Raw genomic sequence first — 24082 nt, 5'->3', positions numbered from 1 at the left:
CTCGCATAAGGTTTATTCTTGCGAGTGCACTGCGATATTCCTTATCTTCCGAAGACGTTGCAGAATAGCAATCGTTGATAATACCTCAACGCAGAAGAAAGCAGTTTTATGGCGGTCGCTCTGAACTCATTTGAGGCTCGCGATGTTGCGAGCCACGCCCACCCGCAAACGAATCTTCGATTGCACGAGACGATCGGGCCTCTCGTCATCGAGCGCGGCGAAGGGGTTTATGTTGTCGACCAAAACGGCAATCGGTTTCTGGAAGGCATGGCCGGTCTGTGGTGCGCGGCGCTCGGCTTCAGCGAAAAGCGCCTGGCCGAGGCGGCATACCGCCAACTGCTCAAGCTCCCGTATCAGCAGACCTTCGCGCACCGCTCCAACGACGCGATTATCGAACTATCGGAGAAGCTCCTGGCGCGAGCTCCAGTTTCGATGTCGAAGGTGATGTTCCAGGCCTCTGGCTCCGAAGCCGTCGACACGGCCATCAAGCTCGTCTGGTATTATCACGCAGGAATCGGCAAGCCAGAGAAGCGAAAGATCATCGGACGTGAACGCGGCTATCACGGAACCACAATTGCGTCGGCGAGCCTAACCGGCTTGCCGATCATGCACCGTGGCTTCGGAGTGCCCATCTCCGGCTTTATCCATGTCGCATGCCCGCATCACTACCGGAACGCCAAGCCTGGCGAGAGCGAGGAGGAATTTGCAAGCCGCCTCGCGCAGGAGCTTGAGGCCGTCATCTTGCGGGAAGGACCTGAGACCGTCGGCGCTTTTGTTGCCGAGCCGGTCATGGGAACCGGAGGCGTCGTCGTACCGCCTGCGACTTACTTCGCCAAGATCCAGGCGATACTGTGCAAGTATGACATCCTCCTCATCGCCGACGAGGTGATCTGCGGATTTGGACGGACTGGCGAGTATTGGGGGTCGCAATCCATGGGAATGCGACCCGACCTTCTCACTTGCGCCAAGAATCTGTCGTCGGGGTATTTTCCAATTTCCTCGGTGATGATGTCTGAAAAGATCTATCAAGGCGTGGCTGATCACAGCGCCGCAATGAACGGCTTTGGTCATGGATATACCTACAGCGGCCATCCCGTCGGAGCCGCCGTCGCCCTGGAAACGCTGAAGATCTACGATGAACTCGATATCGTCTCCCGAGTTCGGGAGAATGCACCTCTGCTGCAGAATGGGCTGCGCCAGTTCGCCGATCACTCGCTGGTTGGCGAGGTACGTGGCATAGGACTTATGGCCGCGGTGGAGCTTGTAAGCGACAAGCCCAGCAAGACACCCTTTGCGCCAGAAGCTCGGATCGGCGATCGGCTTATGGGCGGTCTGCAACGTCGCGGTGTTCTGTTGCGCGCAATAGGAGGACAGCTCTACTGCGCTCCGCCGTTGATCATCAGCCCTGATGAAATCCAGATGCTGGTCGCAGCTGTCGCCGACACCCTGGACGAAGTACAAAAGGCGCTTTCATGACGACGGCTCAGCCCGCGACCGATGAGCATCACGCGGATCTAGTCCTGCGCGGCGGCCGCATTTACACGGTTCATCGCGCGCAGGCCTGGGCCGAATGCATTGCCATCGGCAAAGGACGAATCCTTGCGGTGGGGTCGGCGACGGACGTCGACCCATTTGTCGGCAATCGGACGAAGCAGGTCGATCTCGCGGGGCGCATGGTGTTGCCCGGCATTATCGACGCACACTGCCATGTCCTTGAAGGAGCCCGCTCACGCCTGTTCGAACTCGAAGTCAGCCCGGCTGCGTCTTTCAAAGACCTGCTTGAAGCGGTCGAGGATGCAGCAAAAAAGCCCGGGCGCGCCTGGATCACCGGCGGAGCCTGGGGACCGGCTCTCTCCAGCCAACTCTCTACCAAGGCTGCCAGGCAAGCGCTCGACGAGGTCTCTGGTGGAAGACCCGTCATGCTTCGCGACGTAAGCTTTCACTCTCGTTTCGCCAACTCTGCAGCTCTCGCAGCAGCCGGGATTGATCGTGATACTCCGGATCCCGTGAATGGCGTCATCGTCCGCGATGAAGCATCGGGCGAGCCGAGCGGCCTGGTGCATGAATCCGCAGCGTTCATGATGGAGGAGGCTGTACCGCCGTGGACGGAGAGCGAGAATCTGGAGGCGGCGCGTTTTAGTGTAGCTCTCTACAACAAGCTCGGCGTAACCGGATTTCAGCTGGCCGTCGCGTCGCAGACGACAATGGCGACCTACAAGAAATTGGACGACAGCGGCGATCTCTCGGCTTGGGTCGGGATGTCAATCGCCATGAAGGAAGGACTAGCACTGGTCCGGGATGGCATCGGGCCCGACGCCGTTGCCAACCGCGAGCGGTTTCGGTCGAAGCATATTGGCGTCGACTTTGCCAAGTTCTTCATGGACGGCGTGCCCAGCATGCAGACGGCTGCTTTTCTCGAGCCATATCTCGGAGAAGGCGCTGCTCAGTTGACGGGGCACAGCTTCTACACTGTGTCCGAGCTAACCGAGCTCATCATCCCCCTGGATCGCGACCAAATCAGCGTCAAGATCCATGCGATCGGCGATCGGGCTGTGCGGGACACGCTCGATGCCATTGATCTGGTACGAAAGCGCAATGGATCAGACGGCCCGCAACACCAGATCGCCCATCTCAACTTCATCCATCCGGATGACGTACCGCGCCTAAGCCGGCTGAACGTCCTGGCCGATCTGTGTCCGCCCATGTGGTTTCCCTCCGCTCACATGCAAGCCATGTTGCGGCTCCTGGGTGCTGAACGCGTTGCGCGCTCGTGGCCAATTCGTCGCCTGCTCGAGCTCGGCACCGACGCCGCGGCCGGAACTGATTGGCCCGCAATCGCCCCCTCGCCCAGCCCGTGGCCAGGCCTCGCTGCGATGGTTACGCGCAAGAACCCGTACATCCCTGCTACGGAAACACATCGGCCGGACCAGGCCATCGATCTCGCAACGGCCATCGAACTCTATACGTGCCGGCCGGCCCGAGCCCTGCGCCGCTTTGACGAGACGGGATCGCTTCAAGCTGGAAAATCAGCCGACATCATCCTGCTAGACCGGAACCTCTTCGAGATCGCCCCCGAGGACATCGCCGAGACTGAGGTTCTTGCGACGCTCTTCGAAGGAAACTGCATTCACGGCAACCTGGAGCTCCCATGAACGCCCCCGTCATCCTGGGCGCGGCCCCTGCCGCCGGGCTTGAACTCGCCGCCTCTGATCATCTCGGGCCACAAGCCCACCCAGAAGGAAAACCTGCCGTATTTGAACTACGGCGGGCTCATCTGACGCTTTCGGGACGTCCTATTCTCGAGGACATCGACTTCACTGTGCGCCACCGGGAATTCGTCTCGGTCGTCGGCTCTTCGGGATGCGGGAAGACAAGCCTCCTGCGCCTAATGGCCGGCCTCGCTCGTCCGACTTCGGGCGAGGTCCATTACAACGGTGCATCCCTCATTCGCGCGCACCAAGACGTCGCCATTGTCTTCCAGGATTATGGCAAGGCTCTCCTGCCTTGGCGCACGGTGAGCGGAAATGTGGCGCTTGCCCTGGAAGCAATGCAAGTTGCGAAGGCCGAGTATCGCGAGCGGATCGGACATGTCCTCGATCTCGTCGGGCTATCGCAGCACGCCGATAAATTTCCGGGTCAATTGTCGGGTGGCATGCAGCAACGGCTCCAGATTGCGCGCGCACTGGCGCAGGAGCCGAAGGCAATTTTGATGGACGAACCGTTTGGCGCGCTGGATGCGATGACGCGTCAATCGCTGCAGGACGAGATCCTGACGATCACAGCTCGTACTAACGCCTCCGTATTCTTCGTCACCCACGATCTGGAGGAAGCCATTTATCTCGGTGACCGCGTCATCGTCATGCGGCCCAATCCTGGGCGAATCGTGCAGACCTTCGACGTCAACCTGGCGCGACCGCGGGATCAGCTCCGCTCACGCGAAGATGTCGAATTCCTTCGCCTCCGCCACGAGCTCTACACGCTCTTCAAGGAGCTTCATTGATGAAACGCATTGAGCGTCTCAGTTCAGGACGGCTTCAGGGATTCGTGGTGCCGCTTCTTTTGATCGGCATCGCCGAGGTCGCTTACGCGGTCAGTCGCACCCATAGCGACGTCGTGGCTCCACCGCACAGCATTTTTGCCGCACTTGTCGAAGCAGCCGTGGGCGGCGTGCTCGTGACCCAAACACTGCAGACCTTGGCAGCAGCCATGGCTGGACTTGCCATCGGGTTCGGTGCCGGTCTTTTCACCGGTGCTCTTCTCGGCGTTTCGCGATTTCTCGATCGGATGTTGTTCGTGACGATCGAAATCATTCGGCCACTTCCTTCGATCGCCTTTATTCCGATCGTCATGCTGATTTTTGGCTTCGGCTATCGGATGGAGTTGTCCATCGTGGCGTTCGCGACGTTCTGGCCGACCCTCCTCCTGACGCGATCGGCCGTTTCGAGCATTGAACCGCGCCTCCTGGAGGTCTCGAGGGCGCTTGGGTTTGGGTTCGGCGCCTCGGTCTGGAAAATCGTGCTCCCGGCTGCAGTACCGCGCATTTTCGTCGCCCTGAAGCTCGCCGCGAGCATTGCTCTCATCGTCGCCGTTACGGTCGAGGTCACGGCTAATCCGCTCGGCCTCGGCTACGGAGTGATGAATGCTCAACAGTCCTTACAGCCGGCGACCATGCTTGCTCTCGTCTGTTGGCTCGGGGCCGTTGGCTGGACGCTCAATGGTGCGCTGTCGTGGATTGAACGGCGGCTGTTTGGTCGTATGGCGGTGACAGGCGGCATCGGATGAGGAAATTTGGCACTCTCTGGATCGTTCCCAGCATCGCTGTCGCAGTGATGTTCGTTCTGCTCTGGCAATATCTCTCTACCGCAAAACTAGTCTCTCCCGTCTTCCTGCCTGGACCGGACCGAACCTGGGCCGCACTGCAACGCGGCTTCGCGCTCGGGGCGCTCCAGCCCAAGCTTTTCCATACAGTCGAGCGCATGTTCTATGGATGGATCTGCGCATCGATGATGGGTGTCGCTCTCGGTTCGCTGATCGGGAGCTCGAAGACGATCCGCGCGTATCTGGAGCCAAGTCTTGAGCTTTTGCGGCCGCTTCCTGCCTCAGCTATCGTTCCGGTCGCCATCGCTTTTCTCGGCCTTTCCGAGGGTATGGTCCTGGCGACAATCTGTTTCGGCGCGCTTTGGCCAATGTTGCTCGCGACGATTCATGGCTTCAGCTCCGTCGAGCCGAGACTTTACGAATTGGCCGATGCCCTTGGAATGAAGCGGACCGCGGTGATCTTCAAGATTGTGCTTCCGAGCGCTCTGCCAGATATCCTCACCGGCCTGCGACTTGGCATGACGGTATCGCTCATCCTCACGATCGTAGGCGAGATGCTCGCAAGCCGCGATGGCTTGGGTCAATGGATACTGCTTGCGGGACGTTCGTTCCGGTCACCCGACCTGTTTGCGGGCCTCATCCTCCTGGCTGGCCTCGGCCTCGCCAGCAGCTTGCTACTGATCATCCTCGAACGCTGGCTGCTCCGTTGGAAGCCAGCCTATTCATAACCGCCTGATGGAGTTCTGCATGCTTAAGACGCCGCTTATACGATGCGTACTCTCGGTGGCCGCGATCGCTCTCGGAGTGACGACCGCTCAATCAGCAGATATCCCGCTCAAGGTCGCTGTGATTAACAACAGCGATGCTTTGGCGCTATACGTCGCTGCCGATCAACACATGTTTGAACGTCGCGGTCTCGCAGTCGAGATCACTCCTGTGGCGAACATGTCGGTGATCGTCAGCGCCTTGGTGTCGGAAGCCGCCGACATTGGATTTGCCGTGCCGCCTGTCATCATCCAGGCGAAAGACAATGGGATCGATCTTCAGATCGTCTGCGGCGCAACCCAGTTTCCCACCCCGAAGCCCGATTATGCTGGGATCGTCGCTCGTACTGGATCAGGAATAAAGGCGGCAGGCAACCTGGTCGGCAAGAAAGTGGGCGTGATCAGCCTTAACTCATTCCACCACATTATGACGCGCCGCTGGCTCGCAGAGAACAACATCGATTCCAGCAAAGTCACGTTTCTCGAGGTCGGATTGCCTCAGATGCAGGATCTGATGAAATCCGGTCAGATCGATGCAGGCGTGACGGTCGATCCGTTTTACAGCCAGATGATCAATCAGAACGTCGGATACACCTTCACCGACTATCTGGCGACCGTCCCAAGCGGGATTCCTATCGATTTCTATGCGAGTTCCAAGACATGGCTCGCCAGCCATCGAGAAGTGGGAACGAAATTCCATGACGCAATCGCTGAAGCAATCGATCACATCAAAAGCAACGAGGCTGATGCTCGTGCAAGCCTGGCGAAGTGGACCAAACTTCCTCCACCTGTCGTCGCGTCGACCCGGATTCCCAACCTGACCGCCGACGTCAGCAGCAATACGCTCGATTGGTGGATAGCGCTTGTCAAGTCACAGGGTTTGATCACGGGATCCGTGCAGGCGGCCGATTTCTTCCCAAAGAAATAGGATCTTTGAGATGGGACGGTAGTCCGTCGTTCGCGAAGTCGCCGCTTGCGGCGGCCGACGGCGCTCTTAGCAGCGTCGTCAAGCACCCGCAGTTCTGCTTGCTGCGGGGCCTCAGGCATGTGGGCGGCCGAAACACTGCCGAAGAGTGCGCCAGCCTTCGCGGCGCCCGGTCTGATATCCAGCGGAATCCCTTGCCATTTCGGGTATTGGCTCGGGGAGGCGGGAAGTAAACTATTTTGCAGCGAATGGTTGATAGTGTCCATTAGATGGACTTTGTTGTCGATTTTGACATGGAATAGGCGAAGCGGCGTCATGAAATACCTGAGCAACCTCAGTATCCGCACAAAGCTTTTGCTGGTTCTTTGCCTGGCGGCTGTGGCCGTAACGGCGTCCATTGCCCTAGCCGGCGCCATCATGCGCGGTCGAATGCTGGATGATCGGATCGAAAAGCTCCATGCCGTTGTCCAGGCGGCGACGGGAATTGCAAAATCGCTCGAGGCGGAGGTCGGAGCCAGCAAACTGAAGCGCGAACAAGCTTTTGAGCAATTTCGTGCCGCGGTGCATACGATCCGTTTCGACAACGGCGAAGGGTACATTATCGCGCTGGAGTCTGACGGACGTGTGCGCGTCCATGGCACCAACCCAAAGCTCGAAGGCAATGTGTCGGAGGCGAAGGTCGCGGACGGTCGCTTCCTCAGTGAGCTTATTCAGATTGCCCTTGCAAAAGCGGACGATGGCATCGTCGACTACTATTTTCCGAGAGCAGGAGCGAGCGAACCACAGCACAAGGTCGCGTATGTCTCGCGCTTCCGCCCCTGGAATGACCTGACCGTCATGGCTGCAGCTTATACTGACGATCTGGATGCGGCCTTTCGCGCTACCATTCTGAAACTCGCCAGCGCGGGCGGCCTCGTTTTCCTACTGGTCGTCGCTTCCTGCTGGCTTATCAGCCGCGACATTAGTGGTTCCCTGCTCCGCATGAAGTCCGACATGCAGCGGCTCGCTTCAGGTCATCTAGATGTCGACGTCTCAGGGGCCGACCGACGGGATGAGATCGGTGAGATGGCGGCCGCTCTTCGGGTGTTTCAGGACAATGCCACCGAGGTTAGTCGCTTGAAGGCGGAGCAAACCGCCGCAGCCGAGCGCTCAGCGATTGAGCAACGCGCGGCCATGGAGCGTGTGGCGCGGGAATTCGAGGCCAGCGTAGGTGAGGTCGTCAACACCGTTGCTTCGGCGGCGACCGAAATGGAACAGACCGCAGCGTCGATGAGCGCTTCCGCCGGCGACGCGTCGCGGCAAGTCGGCGCGGCAGCCGTCGCCTCCGACCGTACGTCGGTCAATGTCGAGGCCGTTGCCGGAGCGGCAAGCGAACTCACCAGTTCCGTCGACGAAATTAGTCGGCAGGTCGCCTCCTCTTCCGAAATGGCAGCCAGAGCTGTCGACGACGCACAACGTAGCGATGTCCTCGTCGCCGCGCTAGCGGATGCCGCCAAGCAGATCGGTACTGTCACCGAAATGATCAGTGAAATCGCGAGCAAGACGAATCTTCTCGCGCTTAACGCGACGATCGAGGCTGCGCGCGCCGGTGAAGCAGGCAAGGGTTTTGCTGTCGTAGCATCGGAGGTCAAGAGCCTCGCCGCTCAGACCGCGAAGGCCACTCAAGAGATTTCTACCCAGATCGAAACCATGCAGAATGTCACCGGCGAAACCGTGTCCGCGATTCATTCCATTAGCACGAGCATAAGCCGTTTCAACGAAACTGCCTCGGCGATTGCGGCCGCTGTGGAAGAACAAAGCTCTGCAACCCGCGAGATTGCGCGGAACGCTCAGGAGGCATCCGCTCGTACAAAAGCGGCTTGCGGCGGTCTGGAGGATGTGACCAGGACCGTCGACGCTTCCGGCGATGCGGCTCTCCAGATGAAAGACGCGTCGGGAGAACTAGCTCAGCAGGCTGAGAAGCTGCGGACACGTGTCCAGAGTTTCCTCCACGATCTGCTGGCGGCGTAGACCCGTATCTTTTCGGAGATTTATCCGCAGTGCCGCGCTCGCCGTCTTCCGAAGAGGCCCCGCGTGCGACATCGGCGGGCCTCTTACTCTCGAAACGCCTTCGTCGACGGCTGGATCGTCAAGCGGTACATGACAAACGTGCTGCCGTCGAACGTCTCGACAAACTCGCCGCAGACAGGGCAACGATATTCGCCTTCGCTGCCAGGTAGAGTTGCCAATTCAAGACGGCGAAAGCCAGCCCCGCACTCAGAACACGACACGTCGCCCTTTTTCATACGAACCCCGACCTAGCTCACCGGTCAGCCAGTAGTACTATTATAGCCAACAGCAACGTAACGCCTATGGCAGGCGCGACGATCCACGCGGTCTCATTCGCCATGCTAAGCGTGATTGGGGGACAGCGCGGTTTTGGAGGATGTTGCACCCGCCAACGGCTGAACGGAAGCAGCTTCACAGAAAGAGGCACGATTGCGGACATTAGCACTCCCGGTTTGACCACAACGGTTTAGCCTGCTTTTCTGGATGAGCCCGAACGATTGTCTCGAGGCTCCTCCGTTCAGCGCTTCGTAACGAGAAAATCGTCGGTGAACTCACCGCGCGAGATCTTCACGGGGATCTCGCCGTCACTTCCGACCTCGATGAGGTCCGAGCCAGATTTGTGGTCTTTCGGCGTCAACAAATCGATCCGCTCGGCAATGCGGTCGGCCTGCCAAGCATTGAGCCGCCACTCGAACGAGCCGCCGACGTCACGCAGGCCGAATGCGTCCTCTGCCGGCACAACAACCAAGCTTGTGCGCGATTTCGAGCCTGGAATTCCTTCGGCAACTGACACCTGGTGGCCGCTTTTCGCAAACGACCGCAGAAAGTTTGCGAGAGCGCTGAGATCCGAAGCCTCCCCCAAGAAAAGGAAGATCGGATGGAAGTCACTCGGCATATGGTCAAATCGGAGCATGGGTTTAAGACCTCGATGCTTGCGGGGTTAAACGCCGGCAGATACCTTAACGATATCTTGCGCGTGGCAGAGTTCGACGGCGCCGACCTCGGAAGGGCTATTTGGCACCTCAAGATATTTCACCTGAAGCCACATGCCATCCTCCATGTTCTCGACCACCTGCGCCACGATGCCCTCGCGGAGGTGGAGCTTGGTCCCGACTTTGACATCCAGAACGTTGATCATCGTGAATTGCTTTCCGGCTCAGAAGAACATAGTGAGATTTTTCGCGAGCAGAATGTTCTGTTCGAGGAGAATTTCCCTTCTCGCGACCTTCCATCCGGCGTCCGTGACCCTGATCGTGTCGTTGCGCCGGCCGACAAACGTGTAGGTCTCGTACTCGACGCGGTTCTGATATAGCAAAAATCGGCTGGTGACTTCCAGCTCGCTCGGCTTGTCGAGATCTGGTCGAACTGCCTTGATCTGCACGTTGCTGACCATGTGCGTGATGCGAGACAGCGGCTCCTCGGCGTAGTGCACGCCTGTCAGAATCTGGTCGACGCGCTTCGACAAGGTCCACTTGTCCTCGTCGAACCAGCTCATCCCCTCGCCCTGCTTCGTATTCTCGCGCGCGGCGTGCTGGCCGAATTTTACATTGCGGCGGATCGGCATGAAGTAGACGATGTCATCAGCCAGGATGTCGAGCCACTCACGGAAGCGGCGCTCGTCCAGCAGGTCGGCTTCGCGATAGTAGAAGTCCTCGACGTCGGCCTTGAGGCGGTAGTACTGCGGCGTCCTTTCGATTGCCGCATTGCCGGTGACGACCGTCGCTTGGTCCTTTTCCTGCACAATCGCGTTCATGGTCATGCTCCTCGTCTTAATGGCTCAGCCGGCTGGTTTCGGGGGAACGGGTCCGCCCTGATTTGCGAAGCAGCCGACATCGATCACGGTTCCAGAAAGCGTTTCCGCTTCCGGCGACAACAGAAATGCGACGACGTTTGCAATGTCGTCCCCGTTGGCGACACGTCCGGCGGCGGTGCCTGGGGCGCTGCGTCCAAGACGAGACTGGTCACCGCCAACTCGGCCGAGACTCATGCCGCTAACAATCCCGCCGCCGCCCGGAATGACTGTATTCACTTTGATCCGATCATAGATGAAGTCATAGGCCATCGCGGCACTCAGCGTATGTAGACCGCCCTTGCTGGCGCTGTAGACCGCCATATTCGGCTTTCCCCAGCCTGCGCCGGAGCCGATGTTGACGATCGATCCGCCGCCCTGCCTCTTCATGTGCGGCACGGCCATGCGGCTAAGCAGGAAGGGCCCCTTCAAATTGACGCCCACGATGCGATCGAACAGTTCCTCGTCGGTATCGAGCACTGTCCCCAAGGGCCCAATCGCGGCGTTGTTGACCACGGCATCGAGCCGACCGTAGGTCGAGGTTGCCGTATCAACGACCTTAGCAACGTCAGAAGCCTTCGAGACGTCGGCTTCCAACAGCGTGGCCTCGAGCTTTCGGGCCGCCAGTTCGTCGCGCAATCCCGGTATGGAGGCCTGCGCAACGCTGGAGACCTGGGGGGACTCGAGACCGAACGCCACCACTTGATGGCCGCGCGCAGCCAGGCCGAGGGTGATGGCCCGGCCAATCCCGAAGGTGCCCCCGGAGACGACGACGACTTTTGCGGGATTTGTCACTCTGCTGCCTGCCTGCTGTGGGCCTGACCGCCGAGGAGTTCGTCCCAACCCGCACTGCGCATGTAGGAAGCCCAGCGGTTGTAGAAGCCACGCGCGATCTGCTCCGTGACCTGGAGACTGACTTGGCCTCCCAGCGGATGCTCGGTCGTGAAGGCTCCCATGGATTGCTGGTAGTTGAACGGGTAGCGGCGCGCGACCGTTCCGGTGCTGGCAGCGGTGGCGTACAGCCAGTTCTCCATGTCGTCCTGCTCAGTCATGCCGGCCGGACCCGAGTAGCGCATATAGTAACGGCGAAGGTACTCCTTGGCCTCCTTCGGGGCGTCCTTATCGACCAGGAAGAAACGCCAGCCCTCCGTCGACGTCGGGCTGTGCGGGTGCCACGCACACAGACCGCGCGGCTGACGCCCGTGATAGGAAGTATTGGGAAAGATCGTCCCGACGAACGGCAGGAGCTTGGCTCCCTCGCCCAGTCGCTTCTTTCGCTCCTCGAAACAATGCCGGAAGTATTCCTCGAGGACCGGATTGTCGAGGAAGGACTCCATGTACTCGTTGGCATCCGGCTGGAGCGCACTGTGCACGCCATGACCGCCGGGGAAGCTGATCCAGACGTGTTGTGCCTTCTCCAGTTCGTCGTCGCGCCGTCCCTTTTTGCCGGCCGCCGCGCTCGGCCCGATGCCGATCAAATCCACCGATCGATGGCTGGGGTTGTGATAGGTGTCACCCAGGAAGTTCTCCGCCGCGAACTTCCAGTTCGCCGGGAACACCCATTTGTGCACGCCGATGACTTCCGATCCGCCCTCGCGGCCATCGCGGCAATCGAGCGCCTGATCGAGGTGAATTTTGGCATCGCCTAAATAGGTCAGGAAATCAGGCGCGTTCTTATCCCAGGTCGCCCAGATCGATCCCTTGTAGTTGAAGAGCTTCGCCACCGAGACCAGCGAATTGGCCTCACGATCAAGCACGCCGTCGTAGAGCGTCTTGTACAGAGGAACGCCCTGCAGCTTTCCGTCCGTGGTGTACGTCCAGCTATGATACGGGCACGTGAAGAGCGAGGTATTGCCCGACTCGTAGCGGCAGACCTTCATGCCGCGATGGCGGCAGGAATTCAGAAAAACGTGGATCTCGCCCTTTTTGTCGCGGCAAAGAATGACGGACTCCTCGCCCATCCTGGAGGTATAAAAGTCACCAGGATTGGGAACGAGGCTCTCGTGACCGACCATCAGCCAGGCGCGGGTGAAGACCTTGTCCAGTTCTTCCCTGTAGACGTCGGCATCGACGAAGATCTCTCGGCTGATGAAGCCTTTGTCGATATCGACAAGCTTGTCGAACTCGTTTTTCTGAGCCATGCGATTTTCTCCAGATATTGAGCGCGTTTGCGCCCGGTCTTAGGACTGTTGTTCCAGGGTTGGTTGGCGCGGACTAGGCACTGACCGCCTCCTTGGCGGCGAAGGTCTTCAGATCGAAGTTGGCGGTCTGCACCATCTCCGGCGTGACCAGGGAGAGCCGGCCGGTCTTCAGCAAGTTGCGGGCGGCCATATGGTCGGCCGCTCGATTGACGGACTCCACACAAGCGAGCCGATTGTTCTGGAACAGGAATACGGAGAAGCGGCCAGTTGACGGGTCGCCCTTGGCGAGGCGCACGTCCGCGGACGCCGAAATGCCGGCGATCTGCAGCTTGTCTTCACCCTGGTCGCTCCAGAACCACGGAACGGCCGTGTATGCGAACCGATTGCCCATCAGCCGCGCGGCGACAGTGCGGCCGTGGTCGACCGCGTTCTGCACGGACTCGACCCGCATCATGCTTCCCGCGAAGACATTCGGGTAAACCGCGCAATCGCCAACAGCCGAGATCGCCGGATCCGACGTCTCGAGGTACTCATCGACAATGACACCCTTGTCGGTCGCGAGACCAGCCTCGTGCGCCAGCTCGCTGTTGGGAACGATGCCGACGCCGATCAGGACGAGATCTGCGGGCAGTGTCGCTTCCTTGGCCGTCTCGACTGACGACACCCGTCCCCCGTCGCCGTTGATGCGCAGCACCGTGTCGCCGAACGAGAAGGTCGTGCCACGTTCGCCGTGCCGCCGGGTGAAGTAGGCCGAAACTTCGGAGGAGACAGCACGCGCCATCGTCCGCGGTGCAGCCTCGACTACGTGAACGCACGCGCCGGCCTTTGCAGCGACCGCCGCGAACTCGAGGCCAATGAAACCGCCGCCGATGACGACGACGTTACGTGCCGTACCCAACCGCTCACGGAGCGCGATGGCGTCATCCAGCGAACGAAGCGAAAGGACCCCTTCAAGCCCCGCGCCGGGCAGGTTCAGGCAACGGTTTCGGCCGCCAGTCGCGAGGACGAGTGCGGAATACGGAAGCAAACCGCCACTCCTTAGAACGACCTGCTTGGTTGTACGGTCGATCGCGTCCACGCGGTCGCTCAGGAGCGAGATTCCGGATCTTTCGAAGAAGTCCGAATTGCGCAGCCACATGCCTTCGAGGCCGACCTTGCCCGTCATGAAGGCTTTCGACAGGGGCGGCCGTTGGTACGGAAGGTGGCCTTCCCCATTGAAAATCGTAATAGGCCGCCCGTAACCGAGTTCGCGCAGGGACAGCGCGGTCTGCACACCGGCCTGCCCCCCTCCGACGATTACGACGCCTGCCTCGGTCACGATTGCGCCTCCGGTGTCCGGACGATCAATCCGTCCAACTCGTCACAGAGCTCGATCTGACAACTCAACCGGCTGTTTGGACGGCGCTCGCTCGCCGTGCATTCCAGCATGTCGTTCTCGTCGTCGCCGGGCGGCCCGCATTTATCGAGCCAGGCCTCGTCGACGTAGACGTGGCACGTCGCGCAGGAAGCGGCTCCGCCGCACTCGGCCAGGATGCCCGGCACGCCATTGGTGATAGCGGCCTGCATAACGCTCGTTCCGGCAGCGGCATCCACGGCCTGCTCGCTGCCATCAGACTGGATGTATTTGACTGTCGGCATCCGCCGTCCCTTGGATCGCTGTCCGCCCGAGTTCCGAAGGTAGATCTTAAAGGCGTCTACCAGATGGACATCATTCTCAAAATATAACTCGGCGTTTTCCTGACCATTGTCAAGAACACTATGCCGGTCATCGGGAGATGTCAGCCATCCCGTTTTACACATGTCCAGCAGGCGGACATGGAGAGAGCGCCGCTTCGTCGGCGGCGCTCTCCAGCGGCTGCGGTTAGCTTCCTGGATCGACTTCGGCTCTGAATCTTGCCTCCACCCAGAAGGACGCGCTCCATAGCAACAGCAGGGCTCGCAACTTCGCTGTCAAAAGCTTGAAGCCAGAGACCATCGCCATCGCGATCGGCCTCAGAGATGGATACCGCCGCCGTCGACGACGATCGTTTGCCCCGTGATGAAGCCGCTGTCCTTCGAGGCCAGGAAGAGAAGGACGCGTGCGAGATCTTCGGGTTGACCTGTCCTCTTGACGCTCTGCATATTCTTGATGAAATCGAACGTTGCGGCGTTGACGACCTGGGTGTCCACGCCGGTCTCGATGAGTGTGGGCATAATGGCGTTGATCGTCACACCATCCTCGCCAACTTCGCGGGCGACCGAGCGCGTGAGGCCGAGGACGGCAGCCTTCGATGTCACATAGTGCAGATAGAGGGGGCGCCCCATGGGCACGGTGGTCGATGAGATATTGATGATGCGGCCGTACTTCTCGCGACGCATGTGAGGCACGACCGCCTTGGTCATCAGAAAAGTGCCGTCGACGTTCACCTGCATGACTCGGCGCCATTCCGCGAGCTCAATTTGCTCGAATGGCTTCTTGGTCAGCGCGGAGAACAGAGCAGCGTTGTTCACCAGAATATCGATCCGTCCATGCCGATCCGCAATCGAGTTAACGGCTCGCGTCACGGACTGCTCATTGGCCACATCGATGTTCACGAACTCGGTTGAGGCCCCTGCACTATTGAGATCCTGCTCGACTTTCCTTCCAAGCGAGTCGTTGACGTCAGCAATGATCGTCCGGCAGCCTGCCGCGGCCAGATATTTGGCATAGATCGCGCCGATACCCTGCGCGGCACCCGTAACTATCGCTACGCGATCGCGCAGATCGACGTTCATTTCTTCCATCAGTCCAGCGGCAAGTTGTGTCATGGTTTTTCCATTCGAGAGGTTGGACAGAAATTGGTGGTTGACCCCGGAGAGAAAAAAATGCCGACGGCCGAAGCCGCCGGCAGTCTCGGGAGTTAACGCGTGGTTCCTGAGTGCTAGTGGATAAGGTTGCAGCCACCCTCGTTCTCAGGACGGAATGCTTTGTCGCCAGGGATCGTCGTAATCTTCTCGTAGTAGTCCCAGGGCGCCTTGCTCGCCGCCGGCGCTTTCACCCGGTAGATGCTGAGGTCATAGATGACGCGGCCATCTTGACGAATGCGTCCGGGCCGCCCGAAGAAATCGACCGGCATGATGCGCATTTTCGCATTGACCGCCTTTGCCTCGTCCGTCCCACCAGCTTCCACGGCTTTCAGATAGTGCTTGACCGAAGCGTAGGTTGCTGCCTGCAACTTGGTCGGCATTCGCTTTTCAATTTCGAAAAAGCGCTTTGCAAACGAGCGCGTATTGTCATCGTCGTCCCAGTAATACTGTGACGCGAGATACATGCCCTGAGCGTCCTTCAGTCCGACGGAGTGAATGTCAGCGATGAAGGTCAGGAGGCCTACAATGGTCTGCCCTGCGCCCTGTATGCCGAATTCGTGGGCCTGCTTGACTGCGTTGATCGTGTCGGCTCCCGTGCTTGCCAACGCAATAACCTTGGCGCCCGAAGATTGTGCCGTCAGAAGAAATGAGGAAAAATCTGGCGTTCCGAATGGGTAACGCACGCTGCCGACAACCTTCCCACCATTCTTCTTAAGCGCTTCCGACGCGTCACGCAGCATGGCGCTGCCGAAGGAATAGTCCACGGCGACGAAGAACCAATCCTTGCTGAGCCTCGCGCTCACTTCTGGCACGATGCCACTCGATAGCGCGTAAGTGTCGTCGGCCCAATGCGTAATGATGGGAGAGCAGTTTGCGCCCGTTAGATCAGAGGTCGCAGCTCCCGAAATCAGAACGGATCGATTGCTCTGCGTCGCAAGTCCCGCAACGGCAAGGCCGACAGAGCTGACCGCCAGATCCGTGACCGCGTCAACCTGCTCGAGGTCGAACCACTTCTTCGCGATGGCGACCGCGGTATCCGGCTTGTTTTGGTGATCCGCCGAGACGATCTCGATCGGCTTCCCCAAGACCTGGTTCTTGAAGTCTTCGGCTGCGAGCTTGGCAGCGGTCACGGAGCCCGGCCCGCCCAGGTCCTTGCCTCCGCCGTAGTCGCCCAGAACACCAATCTTGACGACGCCGTCAGTGATTCCGCTCGTCGACTGGGCAACACCAATTGAGGGCATAAACGCCGCCGCGATGAGGATTACTATTCTTAACCTGCCCGTGCTCGGCCGCATCGACATTGCTCCAACCTCCCTTGTCCATCTGGTGGACATTATGTTCACTTTTATTACACCGAGACGGTGAAGGCCGTCAACCCGCGCTTTGTGTCCACGGTATGGACGTCGGCCGGTGCGTCCCCCCTTTCCCGAGGGTGCCGGAACCCACCGTGTCGGCCCGTTCAATTGAACGGTTTTTTCCTGGTCCCTGCGCATTACGACTCCCGGCCTCGACGACGCCGAGGCGACGAGGATCACCGGACACAGCTGCTATGAGAAACACGGCCTTCTTCACCGACGAGCGGACTTTCTGGCATTCGACCGGCATGCAGGTTCACACTCTGCCGATCGGCGATTGGGTCCAGCCATCATCGGGCATCGGCACGCGCTTGAGCGATCTTTCTGGCGGAGACCTCGGCAAGGTAGCTCCGTTCGCCCGCGGCGGATTCGAGATCGCAAGTGTATCAGCCGGACTTGCGATGGCTGCCGTCGGTGTGCACCTCTACCCACCGCGCTGACGTCCGGCGAGATGGCGGCATGCAGCGCGCTAAGCGCTCACTTCTGTTACGGACTTGGAGGCCTTGCCGAGATAACTCGCAACCAGTTGAGGATCGCCCGCCAATGTTCGGGCTTCCCCCTGCATGGACACGGTGCCGCGCTCGAGCACGTAGGCATAGTCGGCAGCCTCAAGCGCCGCTCGAGCATTCTGTTCAACAAGCAGGATGGATACACCGAGTTTACGCAGATCTGCGATGATCTTGAACATCTCGCGGACGATCAACGGTGCCAAGCCCAGACTCGGTTCGTCGAGCATGAGCAGCTTCGGTTTGCTCATGAGCGCTCTTGCAATAGCCAACATCTGACGCTCGCCACCTGATAGCGTCGATGCCAACTGTGAATGTCGTTCTCTGAGCCTCGGGAAGCGGTCGTAGATCGCCTCCAATTCGCGGGTCCGTTCCGCCCTACTCAATGATCGGACGTAAGATCCGAGTACGAGATTGTCGGCGACGCTCATTTCCCCGAAAAGCTCCCGTTGTTCGGGGACCAGACAGAGGCCGGTTTCGACAGCGGTTTCCACGTCTCCATTCTTCAACTCGTTGCCCTGGTAGCGAACGACGCCCCGCCGCGGCAAAAGCCCGAGAACGGCATTCAGCAGCGTCGTCTTGCCCGCTCCATTCGGGCCAATAACCGTCACGATGGATCCTGACGGGACATCGATGCTGATCTCGCGGACCGCCTCGACCCTCCCGTAGGAAACGCTCAGGTTCTCGATCTGCAGCAACGCTGTCATGCGGGGATCCCCAGATAGGCCTCTTGGACGCGCGGATCGACCTGGATTTCCGACGGCAGACCTGTCGCAATCATCGTGCCGAAATCCATCACTACGAGACGGTCGACCAGGTTCATCACGAAATCCATGTCGTGCTCGACGATGAGTATGCTTACGCCTTCCGCGCGCAGTTGAGACAATACGGCCGCCAATGCCTCCTTCTCCAGGTGCCGCAGCCCTGCGGCGGGCTCGTCCAGCAATAGCAGAAGAGGATCCGCCGCAAGTGCCCGCGCAATCTCCAGAATTCGCTGCTGTCCGAGCGCCAGGCTGCCAGCCGTTTGATGCATATGTTTGCCGAGCCCGACGCGCTCCAATTGCTTCGAGGCCTCCGCAAAGATCTGCGCTTCTTCACGCCGGTCGAGCCTTAGGAGTGCAGAAAAGAAGCCGGCGCGCGAACGTAGATGAGCGCCGACGGCAACGTTCTCGAGTGCCGACATATCGGAGCGGAGAAGCACGTGCTGAAACGTACGAGCGAGCCCTAGAGTCGCGATGGCGCGCGACGCCATGTGATCGATGCGTTTCCCGAGCAGGCGTATGGCGCCATCGCTCGGTGAGAGAACGCCAGACAGCAGGTTGAACAGGGTTGATTTACCTGCGCCGTTCGGACCGATCACACCGAGGATTTCGCCCGCCTTGACCGAAAACGAGACTTTGTTGACCGCGACCAGACCGCCGAAACGACGCGTGACGCCGTCAAGCTCCAGGAGAGTTTGAGCCTTGGGAGGTTGAGTCCTGCGATCAAAACCGGCGCTCGATGGATCAAGTCGTCGCGGCGGCGGTGGCGGTAGGAGTTTCGCTATTAGAGGCACCACGCCGGTGCGGGCGCGCTGCAGCACGAGGACCATCAGGACGCCGAAGGCAATGATCGAGGCTGCTCCAGCCGAGCCAAAAACAGACGAAAACACGTCTTCGATGCGATCCCTCAGCAACGTGATGAACGCGGCGCCGACGACAGCGCCCCAGATGCTGGAGGCCCCTCCGAGGACAGCCATGAACAGCGCTTCCATGGACGCATTTATGCCGAACGGGGCAGTCCCGACGAACCGGGTCAAATGAGCGAATAGCCAACCGGACAGGCCGGCGAGCATGGCTGCATGCGTAAAGATGACAGTCCGCAACCAGGATGTGTTCACCCCGAACGCTTCGGCCATGGTGGATCGCGTTCGCAGCATACGCACGGCGCGCCCGACGCGAGATTCGAGCAGATTATGAACACTGACCAGACCAAGGATCACGCCTGCCCAAATGAGATAGCAATAGCTCCTCGGGTCCGACAGTTCGTATCCCAGAACCGAGACGGACGGCAAGCCGGTTAGTCCGTCCCGGCCGCCAAGCGAGGCAACCGTCCCGATAAAAAAGTACAGGCTCAGGCTCCACGCGATCGTCGACAACGCGAGGAAATGTCCCTGAAGTCGCTCTGTGATCAGACCCAGGAACAGAGCGAGCGCGCAGCAGGCGAGCAAACTGATCGGCAGAGTCAGCCAGGGCGACAGCCCCCAGGCTGTCGTCAGGTAGGCGGTGGAATAGGCACCGACCCCGGCAAATGCGGCTTGTCCGAACGAGGTGAGACCTCCAACGCCCGTGAGCAGAACGAGACCGAGCGCGATGAGGCTCCACATGCCGATGTAGTTCAGCACCGTCACCTGATAGGCGGGCACCAGGGCCGGGAGAACCAGAACAGCGAGGCAGAACAGTGCGATGAATATAGACCGGATCGTCACTCTTCGTGCTCCTCGACGTGTGTCGTCGTCAGGCTCCGCGCGATCAGGATCGGAATGATCAGGGCGAAGACGATGGCATCCTTGTAGTTGCTGGCGTAGAACGCAGAAAACGTCTCGATGAAGCCGATACTCACGGCGCCAAGCACAGCGAGCGGATAAGAGACAAGTCCGCCGACGATTGCGGCAATGAATCCCTTAAGCCCAATCAGAAGACCGCTATCGTAGTAGATGGTCACAATAGGCGAGATCAGAACTCCCGACACGACCCCGATCGCTCCGGCGAGCAGGAATGCGATACTGCCGGACTTCGCCGGCCGAACGCCCACGATGCGCGCCCCCGTCAGGTTCACGGCTGTTGCCCGAAGCGATTTGCCGGCCAACGTCTTGCCAAAGAAGGCTGCGGTCAGCCCCATCAGAACGACCGTCGCCACGATGACGAAAAGCGACTGTTGGGAGAGGCTGTAGCCGGCGACCGAGAGCTGCCCAGGGAAGGTCGCCCGGGTTCGGGCACCCTCCGCGCCGAACAGCACCAGCGCCAATCCCAGAAGCGCGAAATGCACCGCAACGGCCAGCATCAGCTTGACCAGCACAGACGCATTTCCGAGCGGCTCGAATGCAAGCTTGAAGACGATCGGCGCGAGAGGAACCACGATCAGGAGAGTCAACATGATCGAGCCGATGCCGACGATCGGCGTACCTGCAACTGCTCGTCCGATGAGAAAGATCGCGATAGCGCCGACGCCGTACATCGAGGCGTTCGTGAGGCGCGAGCGGCGCCGGTCTCCGAGCAGGTAGGCGCCGAGCTCGAGACTCGCAACGGCCAGGCCACCAATCAGCACCAGCCACGTCGTCGGAGCTGCCTGCCCGCCCTGAATGGAGGCCAACGTCATCCCGGCAAACGCGATCAGCTCTCCTTGCGGGACGAAGATGACACGTGTGACGGAGAAGATGATGACCAATGCGACGGCCACTAGACCGTAGATGGCTCCGACCGTGAGCGCATCCTGAGAGAGAAGTATCGCGATAAAGCTATTCATGCCTGCAGCTCTTGGACGAGAGAGACGGGACGCGCTCGAAAAACGCGTCCCGCAATCGTCACTTGGAAGGTACGTAGACCCATTTGCCATCCTTGATCTGCAGCAGGGCTGCGGACCGCACGTCTGTGCCGTTGTGATCTTCCTTGGTCATTGAGTAGATCGCCTGGGCACCTGCGAAGTCCTGGACTTTCTCGAGCGCATCCCGGAGGGCCGAGCGGAATTCGGGCGTGCCCGGGTGAATACCGGCCTTCAACACTTCGGTGCTCGCATGTGCGACCAGGCCGCCGGCATCCCACGCCAATGCGCCAAAGAGGGTGCGGGAGTTCGGCCCGTATTTGGCTTCGTAGAGCTGCGCGTATTTCAGGGCCGAGGCCTTGATCGGATTGCCGTCCGGCAACTGCTCCGCCACGATGATCGCGGCCGTTCCTACAAAGAGACCTTCAACTTGAGCACCGCCGACGCGGAGGAAGTCCGAGTTTGCAACGGCGCCGCTGCTGTAGATGTCTCCCTTGTAGTTCACTTTCTTCAATTCAGCGATCGGGGCAACGGCGGGCGTTCCCGATGCGGCGAGAAACACGGCGTCGGGGTTGGCGCTGACGACCCGCAGCACCTGCGCGACAACGCTCGTGTCCGTGCGATCGAACCGTTCGTCAGCGACGACCTTGATGTCGAATTTCGCGGCGAGCTTGCGCATCTCGCTTAGGAAGGCTTCTCCGAACGAGTCATTGAAACCCAGGAACGCCACCGATTTCTTGCCACCTTCCTTCATCCGCTGAAAGGCATAGATCCCCTGGGACTCTTCGGTGAGCGATAGAACATAGGACCATGCCTTGTTTCCGGTCGATGGATAGGCAATCACCTTCGAGCCGGCTGCGCTGACCATCGGGGTCTTGGCCGGCCCAATCACTTCAAGGATCGCCAAAGATGCGGGCGTCGTGCTTGGCCCGATAATCGCGTCGACCTTCTCTTCATCAATGAGCTTGCGCGCCGACTTGACGGCGGTAGCCGGGTCACTCGCGTCGTCGAGGATGATGTAACGGACGGGCTCGCCATTGAAGTTGCGCGGCATGAGGTCGACGCTGTTCTTCTCTGGAATGCCCAGTGAAGCCGCCGGTCCGGTCAACGAAAGGATGACACCAATCTTGACTTCCGCGTTGGCGGGGTTGACGGCGAACGCGGCAATCGCGGCCACCGTCGGCCATAAGAATTTCTTCATGCGTTTCTCCCTTTACCTTTCGAGTGTTTGCTTGGGTTGGATTGAGAGGGGGTGGCGGGCGTCAATTGCTCGAACAACTCGACTGGGCCACCTCACAACGGGAGACGATCCAGGCCGCCGCGTATGGCTCGCGGAGAATCAACACTCCGGCTCAGGTCGGTTCGGCTGACACAGGCTGATCGCCACAATGGCAATTGGCGAATCCAGCGCGCCAGGCTCCTTGATCGCCGCAGGCTCAGCGATCGTCCCGGACGGCTTCTGCGTCGCAGCGGGGAACAGCGCCACCAAATGGTCGCGTTCGCGCTTCCGCACAAACATCTTGTATCCTCCCAATGTCCGTCAGGCGGACACAATGTCCAAATTCCTTACACCGACATAATGAAGGCCGTCAACCCGTGCATTTGGACGGCGGCTAGGATGTCCGCTCCGTGGACGAAGATTGCAAAATGCGTATAACGGCGGCTGATCGCAGCGTTCCGCCAGGCGCCTAGTAGCTCTGGCCGACAAGAAAGTGAGAGACAATGCAGCAGACAGGCGGAGAAGCGTTGGCGAACCAACTCGTTCAAGAGGGCGTCAAACACGTCTTCGGTGTTCCCGGCGTTCAGCTTGACTGGGCCGTGGACGGATTGCGCAAGGTCGCCAATGCTATCAGCTACATCGTCCCCCGGCACGAGCAGGCAACGTCTTACATGGCTGACGGATATGCGCGCACGTCGAATTCGGCGGGTATCTGCATGGTTGTCCCCGGGCCAGGCCTTCTCAATGCCATGGCTGGCCTGTCGACCGCCTACGCCTGCAACTCTCGCGTCCTTTGCATCTCCGGCGACATTCACTCTTCGGCAGTCGGCAAGGGCCTCGGCTTGCTCCACGAGGTCAACAGGCAGTCCTCAATCCTCGAAACCGTGACGAAATGGCACAGCCGAGCGGACCGACCGCAAGACGTTCCGAACCTCGTCCGCTCCGCCTTCCGCGAACTGGAGAGCGGCCGGCCGCAGCCCGTTGGGATCGAGATCCCTCACGACGTCCTGAGCGCAAAGGTCGACGTCGATCAGTTGGCTCCCTCCGCCTCTCCTGCTTTGGTTGCGGATAGCAAGCAGATCGAGCGTGCGGCCAAACTGCTGGCGCGAGCCAAGTTCCCCATCGTCTATGTTGGCGGCGGCGCTCTCGCCGGCCGTGCGTCGAGCGCCCTCAAATCCTTCGCAGAGAAGCTCCAAACCCCGGTCATCATGGGCGAGAATGGCCGCGGCGCCCTGTCTGATCGGCATCCCCTGGCCTTGAACACGCTAGATGGCCGGGCTGTGTTTCCCCACGCGGACGTGGTGCTCGTTGTCGGTAGCCGGTTCGTCGATACGGCCATGGGCAAGCCCGCCTGGCCGGGAGATGGCAAGACCTTCATCTACATCAATCTGGACCCTGCCGCGTGGAGCGCTCCCCGTCAGTGCGACATTGCCCTGGAGTGCGACTGCGCGACGGCGCTGCGAGCGCTCGAGGAAGCGAGCTCCAAGCGCCCTTCCCTCGCAGTCGACCTCAGCAAAGTGCGCGCTTGGGCGACTGCGCAGATGGCCGAGATCGAGCCGCAAGGTGCGTGGGTAAGGGCGCTTCGCGAAGGCATTCCTGACGACGGCATCCTGGTCAACGAGCTCACGCAGGTCGGCTATTTCGCCCGCCTGGCTTACCCCGTCTACGAGCCCAATACCTTCATCACTCCCGGCTATCAGGGCACACTTGGTTACGGATTTCCCACAGCTCTCGGCGCGGCAGTCGCGAACCCTGAGCGCGCCGTCGTCAGCATTAATGGCGATGGCGGCTTTGGCTGGAATCTTCAAGAGCTCGCCACCGCCCGCAAATACAACCTGAACATCGCTATCGTCATTTTCAATGATGGCCACTTCGGCAACGTCAGAAAGATGCAGCAAGATCAGTTCGGCAAAGAGTTCGGAGTCGAACTTCAGAATCCCAAATACGATCATCTCGCCGCGGCCTTCGATATTCCATACGAGCGCGCCGATGGGCCTCATCAACTTCTCGCTTTGCTGAAATCGCGCCCTCGCGGGGGCGGACCGGTTCTGGTCGAGGCTCGCGTCGCGCCAATGCCTAGCCCTTGGCATCTGCTTCGACTTGTCCCTCCGCCATTCGCGTCGGGCCGACAGGCGCCGGATCCGACCAAAGTGATCAATCCGTGAGGCTCG

The 24082-nt window shown here is 59.9% G+C and carries 23 protein-coding genes; 9 read left to right on the top strand and 14 right to left on the bottom strand.

Features of this window, described 5'->3' with window-relative positions; all coding sequences use genetic code 11:
• Nucleotides 1–108: 108 nt before the first annotated feature.
• The 7 genes from SO139_RS20240 (at nt 109) to SO139_RS20210 (ending at nt 8517) form a co-directional block, all read left to right on the top strand.
• A complete protein-coding gene (locus SO139_RS20240) occupies nt 109–1476 on the top strand; it encodes an aminotransferase (RefSeq protein ID WP_498540471.1) in 1368 nt (455 codons plus the stop codon).
• Nucleotides 1473–3152, top strand: a complete 1680-nt coding sequence (locus tag SO139_RS20235; RefSeq protein WP_498540470.1) for an amidohydrolase — start codon at nt 1473–1475, stop codon at nt 3150–3152. The genes SO139_RS20240 and SO139_RS20235 overlap by 4 nt, the downstream gene beginning before the upstream one ends.
• Nucleotides 3149–4000, top strand: coding sequence for an ABC transporter ATP-binding protein (locus SO139_RS20230; protein ID WP_498540469.1), 852 nt, complete (start codon nt 3149–3151; stop codon nt 3998–4000). Before SO139_RS20235 ends, SO139_RS20230 begins: the two co-directional genes overlap by 4 nt.
• Nucleotides 4000–4782 carry an ABC transporter permease gene (locus SO139_RS20225; RefSeq protein WP_498540468.1) on the top strand — a complete coding sequence of 261 codons (783 nt, stop codon included), beginning with the start codon at nt 4000–4002 and terminating at the stop codon, nt 4780–4782. Before SO139_RS20230 ends, SO139_RS20225 begins: the two co-directional genes overlap by 1 nt.
• The gene (locus tag SO139_RS20220; RefSeq protein WP_498540467.1) at nt 4779–5546 is read left to right on the top strand and encodes an ABC transporter permease; all 768 of its coding nucleotides are present in this window, start codon (nt 4779–4781) and stop codon (nt 5544–5546) included. The genes SO139_RS20225 and SO139_RS20220 overlap by 4 nt, the downstream gene beginning before the upstream one ends.
• A 19-nt stretch (nt 5547–5565) precedes the next feature.
• Nucleotides 5566–6510, top strand: a complete 945-nt coding sequence (locus SO139_RS20215; protein ID WP_498540466.1) for an ABC transporter substrate-binding protein — start codon at nt 5566–5568, stop codon at nt 6508–6510.
• 312 nt (nt 6511–6822) lie between these two features.
• Complete coding sequence (locus SO139_RS20210; RefSeq protein WP_498540465.1) at nt 6823–8517, top strand: methyl-accepting chemotaxis protein; 1695 nt, start codon at nt 6823–6825, stop codon at nt 8515–8517.
• A gap of 556 nt (nt 8518–9073) precedes the next feature.
• Here SO139_RS20210 and SO139_RS20205 read toward each other — a convergent pair.
• The 9 genes from SO139_RS20205 to SO139_RS20165 all read right to left on the bottom strand — a co-directional run bounded on the left by SO139_RS20205 (nt 9074) and on the right by SO139_RS20165 (nt 16613).
• On the bottom strand, nt 9074–9295 hold the full coding sequence (locus SO139_RS20205) for a hypothetical protein (RefSeq protein ID WP_498540464.1): 222 nt from the start codon (nt 9293–9295) through the stop codon (nt 9074–9076).
• Nucleotides 9296–9496: 201 nt separating this feature from the next.
• Nucleotides 9497–9694, bottom strand: a complete 198-nt coding sequence (locus tag SO139_RS20200; RefSeq protein WP_498540463.1) for a hypothetical protein — start codon at nt 9692–9694, stop codon at nt 9497–9499.
• A gap of 18 nt (nt 9695–9712) precedes the next feature.
• Entirely contained in the window at nt 9713–10309 is a 597-nt protein-coding gene (locus tag SO139_RS20195; protein ID WP_498540462.1) for a 3-phenylpropionate/cinnamic acid dioxygenase subunit beta, read from the bottom strand.
• 24 nt (nt 10310–10333) lie between these two features.
• On the bottom strand, nt 10334–11140 hold the full coding sequence (locus tag SO139_RS20190; RefSeq protein WP_498540461.1) for an SDR family NAD(P)-dependent oxidoreductase: 807 nt from the start codon (nt 11138–11140) through the stop codon (nt 10334–10336).
• Nucleotides 11137–12486 carry an aromatic ring-hydroxylating oxygenase subunit alpha gene (locus SO139_RS20185; RefSeq protein WP_498540460.1) on the bottom strand — a complete coding sequence of 450 codons (1350 nt, stop codon included), beginning with the start codon at nt 12484–12486 and terminating at the stop codon, nt 11137–11139. Before SO139_RS20185 ends, SO139_RS20190 begins: the two co-directional genes overlap by 4 nt.
• 73 nt (nt 12487–12559) lie before the next feature.
• Entirely contained in the window at nt 12560–13804 is a 1245-nt protein-coding gene (locus tag SO139_RS20180) for an NAD(P)/FAD-dependent oxidoreductase (protein ID WP_498540459.1), read from the bottom strand.
• Nucleotides 13801–14124 carry a 2Fe-2S iron-sulfur cluster-binding protein gene (locus tag SO139_RS20175; RefSeq protein WP_498540458.1) on the bottom strand — a complete coding sequence of 108 codons (324 nt, stop codon included), beginning with the start codon at nt 14122–14124 and terminating at the stop codon, nt 13801–13803. The genes SO139_RS20180 and SO139_RS20175 overlap by 4 nt, the downstream gene beginning before the upstream one ends.
• A 354-nt stretch (nt 14125–14478) precedes the next feature.
• On the bottom strand, nt 14479–15273 hold the full coding sequence (locus SO139_RS20170; RefSeq protein ID WP_498540457.1) for an SDR family NAD(P)-dependent oxidoreductase: 795 nt from the start codon (nt 15271–15273) through the stop codon (nt 14479–14481).
• Nucleotides 15274–15386: 113 nt separating this feature from the next.
• Nucleotides 15387–16613, bottom strand: coding sequence for an ABC transporter substrate-binding protein (locus SO139_RS20165; protein WP_498540456.1), 1227 nt, complete (start codon nt 16611–16613; stop codon nt 15387–15389).
• Between the two features lie 248 nt (nt 16614–16861).
• Between SO139_RS20165 and SO139_RS20160 the strand changes: the two genes are divergently transcribed.
• Nucleotides 16862–17107, top strand: a complete 246-nt coding sequence (locus SO139_RS20160) for a hypothetical protein (protein ID WP_498540455.1) — start codon at nt 16862–16864, stop codon at nt 17105–17107.
• 29 nt (nt 17108–17136) lie between these two features.
• Here SO139_RS20160 and SO139_RS20155 read toward each other — a convergent pair whose 3' ends face one another.
• The 5 genes from SO139_RS20155 to SO139_RS20135 all read right to left on the bottom strand — a co-directional run bounded on the left by SO139_RS20155 (nt 17137) and on the right by SO139_RS20135 (nt 22211).
• Nucleotides 17137–17880: an ABC transporter ATP-binding protein gene (locus tag SO139_RS20155; protein ID WP_498540454.1), complete on the bottom strand. Its 744-nt coding sequence runs from the start codon at nt 17878–17880 to the stop codon at nt 17137–17139.
• The gene (locus SO139_RS20150; RefSeq protein ID WP_498540453.1) at nt 17877–19577 is read right to left on the bottom strand and encodes a branched-chain amino acid ABC transporter ATP-binding protein/permease; all 1701 of its coding nucleotides are present in this window, start codon (nt 19575–19577) and stop codon (nt 17877–17879) included. The genes SO139_RS20155 and SO139_RS20150 overlap by 4 nt, the downstream gene beginning before the upstream one ends.
• A gap of 59 nt (nt 19578–19636) precedes the next feature.
• A complete protein-coding gene (locus SO139_RS20145) occupies nt 19637–20677 on the bottom strand; it encodes a branched-chain amino acid ABC transporter permease (protein WP_498540452.1) in 1041 nt (346 codons plus the stop codon).
• Nucleotides 20678–20735: 58 nt separating this feature from the next.
• A complete protein-coding gene (locus tag SO139_RS20140) occupies nt 20736–21893 on the bottom strand; it encodes an ABC transporter substrate-binding protein (RefSeq protein ID WP_498540451.1) in 1158 nt (385 codons plus the stop codon).
• Nucleotides 21894–22031: 138 nt separating this feature from the next.
• Nucleotides 22032–22211, bottom strand: coding sequence for a hypothetical protein (locus SO139_RS20135; protein ID WP_498540450.1), 180 nt, complete (start codon nt 22209–22211; stop codon nt 22032–22034).
• A 203-nt stretch (nt 22212–22414) separates the two neighbouring features.
• On the opposite strand from SO139_RS20135, the gene SO139_RS20130 reads away from it, so the two are divergent.
• Complete coding sequence (locus SO139_RS20130) at nt 22415–24076, top strand: thiamine pyrophosphate-dependent enzyme (RefSeq protein ID WP_498540449.1); 1662 nt, start codon at nt 22415–22417, stop codon at nt 24074–24076.
• Nucleotides 24077–24082 lie beyond the last annotated feature (6 nt).

This window comes from Bradyrhizobium sp. UFLA05-89 (assembly GCF_059803475.1).
The sequence above is the reverse complement of the archived record's forward strand: the minus strand, read 5'-3'. Positions and strand labels throughout refer to the sequence as shown.

Excerpts from the sequence above, each read along its gene's own strand:
- SO139_RS20240 (WP_498540471.1), top strand. The coding sequence starts at position 109 with ATGGCGGTCGCTCTGAACTCATTTGAGGCTCGCGATGTTGCGAGCCAC.
- SO139_RS20235 (WP_498540470.1), top strand. The coding sequence starts at position 1,473 with ATGACGACGGCTCAGCCCGCGACCGATGAGCATCACGCGGATCTAGTC.
- SO139_RS20230 (WP_498540469.1), top strand. The coding sequence starts at position 3,149 with ATGAACGCCCCCGTCATCCTGGGCGCGGCCCCTGCCGCCGGGCTTGAA.
- SO139_RS20225 (WP_498540468.1), top strand. The coding sequence starts at position 4,000 with ATGAAACGCATTGAGCGTCTCAGTTCAGGACGGCTTCAGGGATTCGTG.
- SO139_RS20220 (WP_498540467.1), top strand. The coding sequence starts at position 4,779 with ATGAGGAAATTTGGCACTCTCTGGATCGTTCCCAGCATCGCTGTCGCA.
- SO139_RS20215 (WP_498540466.1), top strand. The coding sequence starts at position 5,566 with ATGCTTAAGACGCCGCTTATACGATGCGTACTCTCGGTGGCCGCGATC.
- SO139_RS20210 (WP_498540465.1), top strand. The coding sequence starts at position 6,823 with ATGAAATACCTGAGCAACCTCAGTATCCGCACAAAGCTTTTGCTGGTT.
- SO139_RS20200 (WP_498540463.1), bottom strand. The coding sequence starts at position 9,694 with ATGATCAACGTTCTGGATGTCAAAGTCGGGACCAAGCTCCACCTCCGC.
- SO139_RS20195 (WP_498540462.1), bottom strand. The coding sequence starts at position 10,309 with ATGAACGCGATTGTGCAGGAAAAGGACCAAGCGACGGTCGTCACCGGC.
- SO139_RS20185 (WP_498540460.1), bottom strand. The coding sequence starts at position 12,486 with ATGGCTCAGAAAAACGAGTTCGACAAGCTTGTCGATATCGACAAAGGC.
- SO139_RS20175 (WP_498540458.1), bottom strand. The coding sequence starts at position 14,124 with ATGCCGACAGTCAAATACATCCAGTCTGATGGCAGCGAGCAGGCCGTG.
- SO139_RS20170 (WP_498540457.1), bottom strand. The coding sequence starts at position 15,273 with ATGACACAACTTGCCGCTGGACTGATGGAAGAAATGAACGTCGATCTG.
- SO139_RS20165 (WP_498540456.1), bottom strand. The coding sequence starts at position 16,613 with ATGTCGATGCGGCCGAGCACGGGCAGGTTAAGAATAGTAATCCTCATC.
- SO139_RS20160 (WP_498540455.1), top strand. The coding sequence starts at position 16,862 with ATGAGAAACACGGCCTTCTTCACCGACGAGCGGACTTTCTGGCATTCG.
- SO139_RS20155 (WP_498540454.1), bottom strand. The coding sequence starts at position 17,880 with ATGACAGCGTTGCTGCAGATCGAGAACCTGAGCGTTTCCTACGGGAGG.
- SO139_RS20145 (WP_498540452.1), bottom strand. The coding sequence starts at position 20,677 with ATGAATAGCTTTATCGCGATACTTCTCTCTCAGGATGCGCTCACGGTC.
- SO139_RS20140 (WP_498540451.1), bottom strand. The coding sequence starts at position 21,893 with ATGAAGAAATTCTTATGGCCGACGGTGGCCGCGATTGCCGCGTTCGCC.
- SO139_RS20135 (WP_498540450.1), bottom strand. The coding sequence starts at position 22,211 with ATGTTTGTGCGGAAGCGCGAACGCGACCATTTGGTGGCGCTGTTCCCC.
- SO139_RS20130 (WP_498540449.1), top strand. The coding sequence starts at position 22,415 with ATGCAGCAGACAGGCGGAGAAGCGTTGGCGAACCAACTCGTTCAAGAG.